Origin of the sequence: Actinospica acidithermotolerans, assembly GCF_018139625.1 — a bacterium.
Lineage (GTDB): Bacteria > Actinomycetota > Actinomycetes > Streptomycetales > Catenulisporaceae > Actinospica > Actinospica acidithermotolerans.
Map to the genome: position 1 here is coordinate 1 of NZ_JAGSOH010000173.1, position 11,626 is coordinate 11,626.

The 11,626-nt window shown below is 70.6% G+C and carries 9 protein-coding genes; 5 read left to right on the forward strand and 4 right to left on the reverse strand.

Annotated elements, in window-relative coordinates:
* On the forward strand, positions 1-415 hold a 415-nt coding region (locus tag KDK95_RS32075), incomplete at its 5' end, for an MOSC domain-containing protein (protein WP_212522107.1).
* Between the two features lie 87 nt (positions 416-502).
* On the opposite strand, the gene KDK95_RS32080 is transcribed toward KDK95_RS32075, so the two are convergent.
* Together KDK95_RS32080 and KDK95_RS32085 are read right to left on the reverse strand one after the other, a co-directional pair.
* Positions 503-1,069 (reverse strand): hypothetical protein, encoded by a 567-nt coding sequence (locus KDK95_RS32080; protein ID WP_212522108.1) that lies wholly within the window; start codon positions 1,067-1,069, stop codon positions 503-505.
* 110 nt (positions 1,070-1,179) lie between these two features.
* Positions 1,180-2,613, reverse strand: a complete 1,434-nt coding sequence (locus KDK95_RS32085; protein ID WP_307844832.1) for an aminotransferase class I/II-fold pyridoxal phosphate-dependent enzyme — start codon at positions 2,611-2,613, stop codon at positions 1,180-1,182.
* A 28-nt stretch (positions 2,614-2,641) separates the two neighbouring features.
* Here KDK95_RS32085 and KDK95_RS32090 point away from each other — a divergent pair, with 28 nt between their 5' ends.
* Positions 2,642-3,292 (forward strand): pyridoxamine 5'-phosphate oxidase family protein, encoded by a 651-nt coding sequence (locus tag KDK95_RS32090; RefSeq protein ID WP_212522110.1) that lies wholly within the window; start codon positions 2,642-2,644, stop codon positions 3,290-3,292.
* Between the two features lie 164 nt (positions 3,293-3,456).
* Here the strand turns inward: KDK95_RS32090 and KDK95_RS32095 are convergent, their stop codons facing one another.
* Complete coding sequence (locus KDK95_RS32095; RefSeq protein ID WP_212522111.1) at positions 3,457-3,828, reverse strand: cell division protein SepF; 372 nt, start codon at positions 3,826-3,828, stop codon at positions 3,457-3,459.
* Positions 3,829-4,309: 481 nt separating this feature from the next.
* On the opposite strand from KDK95_RS32095, the gene KDK95_RS32100 reads away from it, so the two are divergent.
* The 3 genes from KDK95_RS32100 to KDK95_RS32110 all read left to right on the forward strand — a co-directional run bounded on the left by KDK95_RS32100 (position 4,310) and on the right by KDK95_RS32110 (position 10,641).
* Complete coding sequence (locus KDK95_RS32100; protein ID WP_212522112.1) at positions 4,310-4,549, forward strand: chaplin; 240 nt, start codon at positions 4,310-4,312, stop codon at positions 4,547-4,549.
* A gap of 263 nt (positions 4,550-4,812) precedes the next feature.
* On the forward strand, positions 4,813-5,649 hold the full coding sequence (locus tag KDK95_RS38430; RefSeq protein WP_212522113.1) for a chaplin: 837 nt from the start codon (positions 4,813-4,815) through the stop codon (positions 5,647-5,649).
* 135 nt (positions 5,650-5,784) lie between these two features.
* Positions 5,785-10,641: an ATP-dependent helicase gene (locus KDK95_RS32110; protein WP_249162217.1), complete on the forward strand. Its 4,857-nt coding sequence runs from the start codon at positions 5,785-5,787 to the stop codon at positions 10,639-10,641.
* Between the two features lie 27 nt (positions 10,642-10,668).
* Here KDK95_RS32110 and KDK95_RS32115 read toward each other — a convergent pair whose 3' ends face one another.
* Entirely contained in the window at positions 10,669-11,463 is a 795-nt protein-coding gene (locus tag KDK95_RS32115; protein WP_212522114.1) for a sulfite exporter TauE/SafE family protein, read from the reverse strand.
* Positions 11,464-11,626 lie beyond the last annotated feature (163 nt).

Consider the following 11,626-nt stretch of genomic DNA (forward strand, 5'->3'; position numbering starts at 1 on the left):
GGAGCTCGGGCGGGAGTTGCCGGACGGCATGTTCGGCGAGAACCTGACGACCGAGGGGCTGAATCTGACCGACGCTGTGATCGGGGAGCGCTGGCGGCTGGGCGAGGAGCTGGTGCTGGAGGCACGGCTGCCGCGGATTCCGTGCTCCACCTTCGCCGCGAAAATGGCCGAACCTCGGTGGATCAAGAGATTCACCGAGGTCGGGGTTACCGGCGTCTATCTGCGTGTTGTTACTCCGGGCGAGGTACGAGCGGGGGACGGGATCGAGGTTCTCGCTCGCCCGGCTCACGGGGTGACGATCGCTACCTACTTCCGGGCGATCACCACCGAGCGGGACCGGCTCGCGGAGCTGGTGCCGGCTCGAGAGTTCCTGGACCCGGAGACTCTCGAGGACATGGCGCGGCTCGCGCTCTGAGGCGGTCCGCCGCGGCAAGAAGCGGCGATGGGCGACGGGCGATGGGCGGCTTGCCGCGGCAAGCGTGCCACGGCCGGCGGGCTGCGGTCAGCGGCGGACGGAGTCGACGAGCGGGGCGGCGGCGGACGTCGTCGGCTCGGCCATGGTGCTCAGGGCGGGCGCCGTCGTGCGATTGACGAGCAGGTAGCGGCACACGATCACGCCGACGCGGGTGCAGACCTCGCACAGCACCATCAGGATCAGGGCGCTGACCCACGCCTGGATCGATGTGATGTGGTGCTGCTCGCTGAACCGGACCAGGGTCGGGCCGCCGCTGTGCTCGCTCCAGATGGCGAAGGCGAGCCGGCCGCCCATGCCCGCGATCCACAGGGTCGCGGCGACGAAGCCGGCGCGGACGAAGACCTTGCCCTGGTCGACGCGCAGGTGCGTGGTGAGCCCGCCGGCGATGCCCAGCACGGTGCCGACGGTGGCGAACACGCCGATCACCACGAGGTCGTTACCGCCGGTCGGGATCGGGGTGAGGTACTTGTGCGCAACGTACGCGACGATGCCGAGCGGCACGATCACGGTCATCGCGTCGATGCGGCTCCAGCGGATCTGTCGCAGGACGACGAGGATGAGGGCGAGGTCGAGGATCCAGTCCGAAGTGGTCATGTCTCGACTATCGCCTGGACCTGCGGGAATGTGATCAACCTACGGTTCGAACCACGGTGGAGACGCGGGTGGAGATCCACGCGCAGCCGGGGTGGAGACGGTTAGGCGATTCATACCGGCACCGTTCGATGCGCCGCCGACCTGCCCGTATCGCCGCGTCCGAGTGCGGCGGCCACCGCGTCCGCCAGCGCGGCGGCTTCACCGGGCCGCAGGCCGGCGACCGTGACGCGGACACCCGGGCCGGTGCGTACGCGGAACCACGAGCCAGGGGATACGGCCCATCCGCGCGCGAGCAGCCCCGTCGCCGCCGCGGTCTCATCCGGAACCGGGATCCAGACATTGAGACCGGTCTCGCCGTGCGCCTCGATGCCGCGCCGAGCAAGCTCGCCGATCAGAGCGCGTCGGTTCTCGGCGTACGTCTCGGCGGCGCGCGCCAGCACGGCGTCGTGCTCCGGGTCCGCCAGTGCCGTCGCCCAGATCTCCTGCATCACGCCCGAGACGCGGCGCGCGGTGTGCCGTAACTGGCCGGCGACGCGGTCCGTCGAGTCGTCGTCGCCGACCAGCACCGCGATGCGTAGATCCGGCCCGTAGGACTTCGAGGCCGAGTACAGATAGGCCCAGTGCTTCGTCGCGCCGCAGAGGACGTGCGGAACACCGGGCGTGAGATCGGCACCGTGATCGTCGTCGATCGTCAGCACCTCGGGGTACGCGGCGAGCTCCGCGCGCAGCAGCGTCGCACGACGCGGTGATACGACTGCTCCGTACGGGTTCTGCGCCCGCGTCGTCACGATCACCGCTCGCGCCCCTGCCGCCAGCGCGGCACGCAGGTCGGCTGGATCCGGGCCCTCGTCGTCGACCTGCATCGGTTGTGCCGTCAGGCCTCGCGAGGCTAGGGAATCCAGCGCGTTTCCCCAGGCCGGGTCCTCGATCGCGACCTTGTCCCCGGGCCTCGTATGCGTCGCGAGCAGGCGGTCGATGCCGTCCAGCGCGCCGAACACCGGCAGGAACCTCGACCGAGTGACCAGCTCGGCCGCCTCGATCGACGCCTCGTCAGCTGCCGCCGCACCGTGGAAGCCCTTCGCCTGCGCCTTCCGCACGTCGAAGTGCCGGGCCAGCCTCAGCCGCACCTGTTCCTCAAGCGCGGATTCGATCGACGAGGCATACCGGTAGTGCGAGACGTCGATGCGGCTCGGCGGCGCCAACCGGGGGAGCAGTTCGGGATCCGGCTCCCCCGACGTCAGGTCGCGCACGCCCTCCGGCACGGCGTACGTCCGCTGCCGGAGGCTGCGGCTCGGCCGCTCGCGCACGCGCGTCCCGGCCCGGCCGCGGGTCTCGACCGTGCCCCGGTCACGCAGGCTGCGGTAGGCCGCGGCGACCGTGTTCGGGTTGACGCCGAGCCGCTCGGCCAGCTCGCGCACCGGAGGCAGCGCCTCGCCCGGGCTGAGCAGGCCGGCCGTCACGGCGGCCTCGACCGACGCGGCGATCTCGCTTGCGCCCGCCCCGGCCAGCTTGTAGCGTTCCCACCAGAGAGATTGTTCTGACACAATCAACATTATGTACTAGGACATAAACATGACGCAAGTCTACGCCGCCACCGAACTGTCCACCCCGACCAGATACCGCTCCCGGACGGCCTACGACCTGGCCGCCGTGCACGCCGTCCTGGACGAGTCCCTGCACTGCGACGTCGCCTTCATCCGCGACGGCCGGCCGGTCGCTCTGCCGACCATGCTCGCGCGCGTGGGCAAGACGATATACGTGCACGGATCCAGCGGCGGACGCTTCGCACTGCTGGACGGCGAGCCGATCTGCGTCACCGTCACCATCCTCGACGCGCTCGTACTGGCCCGCTCGTGGATGAACCACTCGGTCGGCTACCGGAGCGTGGTTGCACACGGCGAAGCCCGGCTCGTGCGGGACGCCCAAGAGCGGCTCGCGGCGATGCGGGGCCTGATCGACAAGATGCACCCCGGCCGCTCCGACCTGTCCCGGCCGCCGACGGCGAAGGAGGACGCCGCCACCGCGATCGTCGCCCTGGAACTCGACGCCGTCTCGCTCAAGACGCGAGGGGACCACGTCGCCGACGACGAATCAGATCTCTCCGGGCCGTATTGGGCGGGCACTATCCCGCTGAGCACGCAGCGCGGCCCGATCCGCCCGGCGCCGGATCTCGCCGAGGGCATATCACTTCCGGCGGCACTCGACTGCGGAGGACTCGGCTGACTTATCTGAGGAATACTCCACACGAGTAACACTCTCATTATCTGAGCATTCGTCAGAAACGCGCGCGGCTGTGCCCTGCGGGCAAAGAATTCGCCCGCGAGGCACAGCCGGAAGTCTTTTCGGGGCGCGCCGGACCCCACCGATCTCGCGCGCCGGGGCGGGGCTCAGCCCTGGTTGAAGAAGCCGGGATCCTGCGACGGGCTGTCCGCGCCGTCCACGATCTCCAGGCCCGCCGGGGTCAGCAGGAACACCCGGGCCGCGACACGCTCTATTCCGCCGCGCAGCGAGAAGATGAGGCCGGAGGCGAAGTCGACGATGCGCTTGGCGTCGCCCTCTTCCAGGTCGGCGAGGTTCATGATGACGGGAACGCCGGCCCGGAAGTACTCACCGATCACCTTCGCGTCGGTGAAGCTCCGCGGCCGGACGGTGGCGATCCGCTGGCCGATCCCGGCAGCTTCCTCTCCCTCCCCGTACCACCGCTCGCCGTCATCGACCGGAACCAGATGCGGGGCCGTGGCCCTGCGGCTCGAAACCATCGAACGCCTCCTCTCTCCACAGCGGACCCATGCAGGCACGGGTAGCACAATTCACTCATTCGAGTGTCGCAGTCCACGCTACCGGTTTTTGCCCTTGTGCGGGTCCCGACGCGCCGTCACTCCCTCGCTCAGCGTAGCGAGACGGCGGCGGACGACGGAATCAGCACGGGGACGGCCGCGACCTTGCCCGAGTGCTACCCCGATTCCCACCCGCCACACGTGCAAACGGGCGGATGTTCATTGAGCAGGGAAGATTTTTTGAATACCGGTCAGCGGTCATCCGATCAGCGGGTGGCGCGGTGATTATTCGTTCCCCTTAAAGAGGGACGATGTCGAAGGATCCGTACCCCCGGGGCCCCGCCGTCGTTTCCCTCTGCGTGGCCCGAGGCGGCTCGGATGCGAAAGCCGGAACCGCCTCGACGCGGCCACTGCCCTGTAACGCATGCCGCGGTCTCAGCGGCCGCGACAAGGAGGACTGCTCATGAACGTCAAGAAGTTTGCCGCGCTCACCGGTGTCACCGGCGCCCTCGTCGTCGTGGGCGCCGGTGCGGCCATGGCCGACACCTCGGCGCACGGCTTCGCCGCGGACTCGCCCGGCGTCCTGTCCGGCAACAACATCCAGGTGCCGGTCAGCGTTCCGGTCAACGTCTGCGGCAACAGCATCACCGTGATCGGGCTGCTCGACTCCGCGTTCGGCAACAACTGCCAGAACTTCAACTAGTCGGTGCCCCACCTCCGGGGCCGGCCGGCTGGCTCGGCCCCGGTCACGTCGGCGCTTCTCCAAGGGTCCGGCCACCGCGTTGCGATGCACGGTGGCCGGGCTCTCGGCGTCCAGGACGGACGAGCTTCCGGATGACCGTCGGACGATGTGGACTATCACTCGTCTGGGGTATTCCTACGATTTGCGGTAGCCCCCGATCGTCGTACCTCGTTCCTGTCCTCAGTTAGAGGGCTACTGCCCGAAGGACCAACTCAGGGGTTTTCATGCATCACTCGACGAAGCGACGCGTCGTCCTCGGAATGACCACCGGCGGCCTGCTGATCGGCGGCCTCGGCATGGGCGTCGCGCAGGCCGACACCGTCGCCAACGGCGGCGCGGCCGACTCTCCGGGCGTGCTGTCCGGCAACCTGATCCAGATCCCGGTGAGCGTTCCGGTCAACGCCTGCGGCAACCAGGTCTCCGTCCTGGGTGTCCTCGACTCGGCGTCCGACAACAAGTGTTCGAACTCGGGCTCGGCCGGCAGCACCGCCCACGGCACGGCGACCGACTCGCCCGGCGTCGGCTCGGGCAACGTGGTCCAGATCCCGGTGTCCGTGCCGGTGAACCTCTGCGGCAACTCGGTCACCGGCGTCGGCGTCGGCAACACCGCGTCGGGCAACGATTGCTCGAACGGCTCAGGCAAGGACTCGGACTCGACCGGCGGCAAGGCCCACGGCGGCTCGAGCGACTCCCCGGGCGTCGGCTCGGGCAACACGGTCCAGATGCCGGTCAACGTCCCGGTCAACGCCTGTGGCAACAGTGTCACCGTGATCGGCCTGCTCAACTCGGCGTCGGACAACAACTGCAGCAATGGCGGCACCCACACGCCGGGCCAGCAGTGCAGCTGCCAGGCGACGACTCCGCCGAAGACCCGGCCGGTCCACAAGCCGAAGCACGCCGCGCCGAAGACGAAGGTCTGGAAGAGCTCCGGCGCGCTCGCGGAGACCGGCTCGGGTGCGGACAAGATCGTCGCGCCGCTCGGCGCGAGCGCCCTGGGGGGCACCAGCCTGCTCCTGCGCAAGCGCCTCTCGGCCGCGCAGCAGTCGAACCAGAGCCACTAGCGGTCCGCCTCCCGGGCACCCCCGGGAATCGTGGATGTACCGAAAAGGCGTCCGGACCCCGTTCGGAATCGCCTTCTCGGTGCATCCATTTCCGTTACCTCGGCTTTTGTCGGCGGCGGCAGGCACCATGGGGTCATGGACTACTTCGCCGAACCGACACAGCGCTGGTTGAGCGGCGCCTTCGCGCAGCCGACCGCCGCTCAGCTCGGCGCGTGGGCGGAGATCCAGGCCGGCCATAACGCCCTGGTGGTAGCGCCGACCGGTTCCGGCAAGACGCTCGCGGCGTTCCTGGCCGCGCTGGACCGGCTGGCGTTCGGGCCGCCGGCCGAGGATCCGAAGCTGCGCTGCCGGGTGCTGTATGTATCGCCGCTCAAGGCGCTGGGCGTGGACGTTGAGCGGAACCTGCGCGCGCCGCTGACCGGCCTGCGGCAGGAGGCGGTGCGCGCGGGTCTGCCGGAGCCTGATGTGCGGGTGGCGGTGCGTACCGGGGACACGCCCGCAGACGAGCGCCGGAGGTTCGGCACCAAGCCGCCGGACATCCTGATCACCACCCCCGAATCACTGTTCCTGCTGCTCACCTCGCAGGCGCGGGAGGCGCTGCGCGGCATCGAGACGGTGATCGTGGACGAGGTGCACGCGATCGCGGGGACGAAGCGCGGAGCCCATCTGGCGCTCAGCCTCGAGCGGCTCGACCTGCTGCTGAACGAACCGGCGCAGCGCATCGGCCTGTCGGCGACGGTCCGCCCGCCCGAGGAGGTGGCGAGCTGGCTCGGCGGCCCGCGCCCCGCCGTCGTGGTCGCGCCGCCGTCGGCGAAGACCTTCGATCTGAAGGTGGTCGTGCCGGTCGAGGACATGGCCGAGATCGCCGCGTTGGACGAGGATGCCGTCCCCGCCGAGGAGCGCGGTAGGCAGCGTTCCTCCATTTGGCCGCATGTGGAGCAGCGTGTGGCGGAGCTGATCGAGCAGCACACGTCGACGCTGGTGTTCGCCAACTCGCGGCGGCTGGCGGAGCGGCTGTGCAATCGGCTGAACGAGATCCGCTGGGCCGAGCTGAATCCGCCGGAAAAGCAGGAAAAGCCAGTTCAGGGCCGTCCGCCCGCCGAGCTGATGGGCGAGGCTGGCCAGGTTCAGGGCGTGCCGCCGCTGCTCGCGCGGGCGCACCACGGCTCGGTGTCGAAGGAGCAGCGCGCCGAGGTCGAGGAGGCGCTGAAGGCCGGAACGCTGCCCGCGGTGGTGGCGACGTCGAGCCTCGAGCTCGGTATCGACATGGGTGCCGTGGACCTGGTCGTCCAGGTGGAGTCGCCGCCTTCGGTCGCCTCGGGGCTGCAGCGCGTGGGCCGCGCCGGGCACCAGGTCGGCGCGGTCAGCCGCGGCGTGATCTTCCCGAAGTTCCGCGGGGACCTGCTGCAGGCGGCCGTGGTCGCGGAGCGGATGCGCGCCGGCCGGATCGAGTCGGTGCACGCGGTGCGCAATCCGCTGGACGTGCTGGCTCAGCAGATCGTCGCGATGGTCGCGGTCGACGGTTGGCTGACATCTGACCTGCTGTCGGCGATCCGCCGGGCCGCGCCGTTCACGACGTTGGCCGAGTCGGTGTTCGAGGCCGTGCTGGACATGCTCGCGGGCCGCTACCCGAGTGACGAGTTCGCCGAGCTGCGGCCGCGTCTCGTGTGGGATCGCGAGGCGGGTCGGGTCGAGGCGCGGCCGGGGGCGCAGCGGCTGGCCGTCACCTCGGGCGGCACGATCCCGGATCGCGGGCTCTACGGCGTCTTCCTGGTCGGGGATCAGAAGCAGGCCAAGCGGGTCGGCGAGCTCGACGAGGAGATGGTCTACGAGTCGCGGGTGGGCGACGTGTTCACCCTCGGCACCAGCTCGTGGCGGATCGAGGAGATCACGCACGACCGGGTGCTGGTCTCCCCGGCGCCCGGCCAGCCGGGCCGTCTGCCGTTCTGGCACGGCGACGCGCTCGGCCGCCCGCTCGAACTCGGCCGGGCCCTCGGCGCGTTCACGCGCGAACTCGGCGGGCTCGAAGCCGAGCAAGCGCACGTTCGGCTTCGTGAGGCGGGGCTCGACGACTGGGCTGCGGGCAACCTGCTCGCCTATCTGACGGAGCAGCGCGAGGCGACCGGCCTGGTCCCGGATGATCGGACGATCGTCGTCGAGCGCTTCCACGACGAGCTCGGTGACTGGCGGCTGGTCATCCACTCCCCCTTCGGCGCCCAGGTCAACGCGCCGTGGGCGCTGGCGATCGGCGCGCGGCTGCGCGCGATCCACGGGATGGACGCGCAGGTCATGCACGCGGACGACGGCATCGTGCTGCGTGTTCCGGACGCGGACTGGGATGAGGATTCGGATACGGCCCGGCCGGAGGCGGAGCTCGCGCGCTTCGCCGCCGAGGAGATCGAGCAGCTGGTGACGGACGAGGTGGGCGGCTCGGCGCTGTTCGCCTCGCGCTTCCGCGAATGCGCGGGGCGCGCATTGCTGCTGCCGCGCCGCAGGCCGAACGCGCGGGTACCGCTCTGGCAGCAGCGGCAGCGTGCCGCGCACCTGCTCTCGGTGGCGAGCAAGTTCGCGTCGTTCCCGATCGTGCTGGAGACGGTCCGGGAGTGCTTGCAGGACGTGTTCGACCTTCCTGGTCTGGTCGAGCTGCTCGGGGACATCGAGGCGCGGCGGGTGCGCATCGTCGAGGTGGAGACGCACGCGCCGTCGCCGTTCGCGAAGTCACTGCTGTTCGGCTACATCGCGCAGTTCATGTACGAGGGCGACTCGCCACTGGCCGAACGCCGAGCCGCCGCGCTGGCCGTGGACCCGTCTCTGCTCGCGGAGCTGCTGGGGCAGCCGGAGCTGCGGGATCTGTTCGACAACGAGGTCATCAACCAGCTCGAGGCCGAGCTGCAGCACCTCTCCCCGGAACGGCACGCCCGGGACGCCGAGGACGCGGCCGACCTGCTGCGTCTGCTCGGTCCGATGACGACGGCCGAGGCGCGGCTGCGCGGCGTCGCCGAGGAGTGGCTGATCGACCTCGGGCGGACCAAGCGGGCGATCCGGGTCCGGATCGCGGGCGAGGAGCGCTGGGCGGCGATCGAGGACGCGGGCCGGCTGCGCGATGCGCTGGGCTGCCCGCTGCCGGTGGGCATCCCGGAGGCGTTCACCGAGCCGATGCCGGATCCGCTCGGCGACCTCGTGGCCAGATACGCGCGGACGCACGCGCCGTTCGCCGTCGAGGACGCGGCGGCGCACTTCGGGCTCGGCATCGCCGTGCTCAGGGCGACCTTGGAGCGGCTGGCGGCGCAGCAGCGCGTGGTGCGCGGCGGCTTCCGGCCGGACACGGCCGGCGAGCAGTGGTGCGATGCCAGAGTTCTGCGAAGGCTGCGGCGGCGAACGGTCGCCGCGCTGCGGGAGCAGGCCGAGCCGGTGGCGCCGGCGCTGCTGGCCAGGATGCTCCCCGCGTGGCACGGCGTCATCGCGACGAGCGGCGGCGAGGGCTCGGCCCAGCCGAAGCTGCGCGGCGTGGACGGCGTGCTGCGCGCGGTCGAGCAGTTGGCCGGGTATCCGGTTCCGGCCTCGGCGCTCGAGCGGCTGATCCTGCCTGCGCGGGTGGCCGACTATCAGCCCGCGATGCTCGACGAGCTGACCTCCGGCGGCGAGGTCTCGTGGACGGGAGCCGGTGCGCTGGCCGTGGACGACGGCTGGGTCTCGCTGGCGCCCGCGTCGATCGCGCCCGCCGTGCTGCCGGAGCCGCTGCCGGTCGACGGCTTCGGCGAGCTGCACCGCAGGATCCTCACGGAGCTCGCCGGTGAGAACGCGCTGTTCTTCCGCGGTCTCATGTCGCGACTCGATGAGCAGGGCGTCCAGGCAACCCCGGAGAAGGTGCTGGACGCGCTGTGGGAGCTGCTGTGGGCAGGCCATCTGACGAACGACACGCTCGCCCCGATGCGCTCGCTGCTCGGCGCGGGCAAGACGGCGCACCGCGCGAAACGCCCGACGCCGCGCGGTAGGTACGCCTCACTGCGGTTGTCCGCCCCGCTGCCGGGCGCCGAGCAGTCGTTGACCACGGTTCAGGCAGGTCGAGCCGCGGGCCGGTGGTCGCGCGTGCGTCGCCTGGCCTCTGCGCCGATCCCGGGCGGCACCTCGAACGGATCGTCGGGCGCAGGGGTGGACGGTTCATCGGAGCGTTCGTCCGGAGCGGGCCCCTCAGGGCATTCGTCTGCCACGGGCTCGTCGGGGCGTTCCGCCGCCGCGAGCTCATCGGGGTCGGGGCGTTCGTCCGCGGCGGCCTCGTCAGGCCTGTCGCCGGCTCAGCTGGCGCAGGTCGCGCAGATCCAGGCCGAGGTATTGCTGGACCGGTACGGCCTGGTGACCAGGGGCTCGGTCGGCGCGGAACGCAGCGGGGTCGGCGCGCTGGGGAATTTCTCCGCGGCATACCGGGTGCTTTCAGCGTTCGAAGAGGTCGGGCGGGTGCGGCGCGGCTACTTCGTGGACGGGCTCGGTGCGGCGCAGTTCGCGGCGGACGGTGTCGTGGACCGGCTACGTGCGGAACCGAGCGGCTTCGGCGGCCGCGGCAAGGGCAAGGAGCAGCCAGCGACGATCGTGCTGGCCGCGACCGATCCGGCGAACGCATACGGCGCGGCGGTCGACTGGCCGCATCGGCCGGATGCGGCGGCGGACGGCGGGAGCGGCCAACCGGCGAAGCTCGGGCACCGTCCTGGGCGGAAGGCAGGAGCGCTGGTCGTGCTGCACGACGGCCAGCTCGCCTGGTACGTCGAACGCGGCGGCCGCACGGTCCTGACATTTCACGCCGACCCCGAAGTGCTGGAGGTGGCGGCGCGCGCGCTGGCCGATTCGGTGCGCTCGGGCCGGGTCGGCGCGCTGACGGTCGGGGCGGTCGACGGCGTGCCGGTGCTCTCAGGCGACGGTACGTCCCGTGGTCCGGCGGCGCTACTGATCAAAGCCGGGTTCTCGCTGACGCCGCAGGGATTGCGGTTGCGCGGGTAACCGGAGCGACCAACAGAACAACGGCCGTCAGCCGAGGGCGAGCTTGCCTGCGACGCTCACGATCAGGAGGGAGACGACACCGAAAAAGACCTTGCGGATGAAGGCCGAGCCGCGTGTCGTGGCGAGCGCGGTGCCGATGAGCGCGCCGCTCAGGTTGCACGCGGCCATGGCGATCGCCAGGCCCCAGGCGACGGATCCGTTCGGGGCGAACACGATCAGCGCGCCGAGGTTCGTGGCGCAGTTGACCACCTTCGCGATCGCCGACGCCCTGACGAACTCGAAGCCGACAGCGCCGACGAGGAAGAAGATGAGCAGGGAGCCGGTGCCCGGTCCGGCCATGCCGTCCCAGAATCCGATGACCAGTCCGCCGGCGGCCATCACGCCTATGCGGACGAGTGTCGCGTCGCCGAAGCGCAGGTCCTCAACCAGGCCGAGGGTCTTGTTGCGCCACAGGTAGATGCCAATCGCGACCATTGCGACCAGGACGATCGCGTCCAGGACGGTGGCGGGCATGAGGCTCGCGGCGTGCGCTCCGGTGAGTGAGCCGAGGAGCGCGACGAGCGCCATCGGGCCGGCTTCGCGCCAGTCGACGCGCGTGCGCCGAAGGTAGCGGCCTGCGGCGGTGCTCGTGCCGACGATGGAGGCGACCTTGTTCGTGCCGAGGGCGATCACCGGCGTGCGCGGCATCAGGAACAGCAGCGCCGGCAACTGGATCAGTCCGCCTCCGCCGACCATCGCGTCCACGCAACCCGCAACCAGCGCCGCCACGCAGACGAAGGCGATCCCGAACACGTCGAGATGGGCGAACAGGGCGCCGTGCACGAAAGTCTTCCCCCCAGCGGGCTCGAACAGCGGACTCGAACAGTGGATTCGTATGGCGGATTCGTATGGCGGCAGCAGGCCGCCTCGGATTCAATCACACTGCGGGAAGCAACCGACAGGCAGCGCGAAGTAGCCAGCCCCCCGAGCGGGGGGGGGAAAAGGG

Bases quoted from the DNA above. Each gene is read 5' to 3' on its own strand.
- KDK95_RS32080 (WP_212522108.1), bottom strand. From the start codon at position 1,069: ATGACCACTTCGGACTGGATCCTCGACCTCGCCCTCATCCTCGTCGTC.
- KDK95_RS32090 (WP_212522110.1), top strand. From the start codon at position 2,642: ATGACGCAAGTCTACGCCGCCACCGAACTGTCCACCCCGACCAGATAC.
- KDK95_RS32095 (WP_212522111.1), bottom strand. From the start codon at position 3,828: ATGGTTTCGAGCCGCAGGGCCACGGCCCCGCATCTGGTTCCGGTCGAT.
- KDK95_RS32100 (WP_212522112.1), top strand. From the start codon at position 4,310: ATGAACGTCAAGAAGTTTGCCGCGCTCACCGGTGTCACCGGCGCCCTC.
- KDK95_RS38430 (WP_212522113.1), top strand. From the start codon at position 4,813: ATGCATCACTCGACGAAGCGACGCGTCGTCCTCGGAATGACCACCGGC.
- KDK95_RS32110 (WP_249162217.1), top strand. From the start codon at position 5,785: ATGGACTACTTCGCCGAACCGACACAGCGCTGGTTGAGCGGCGCCTTC.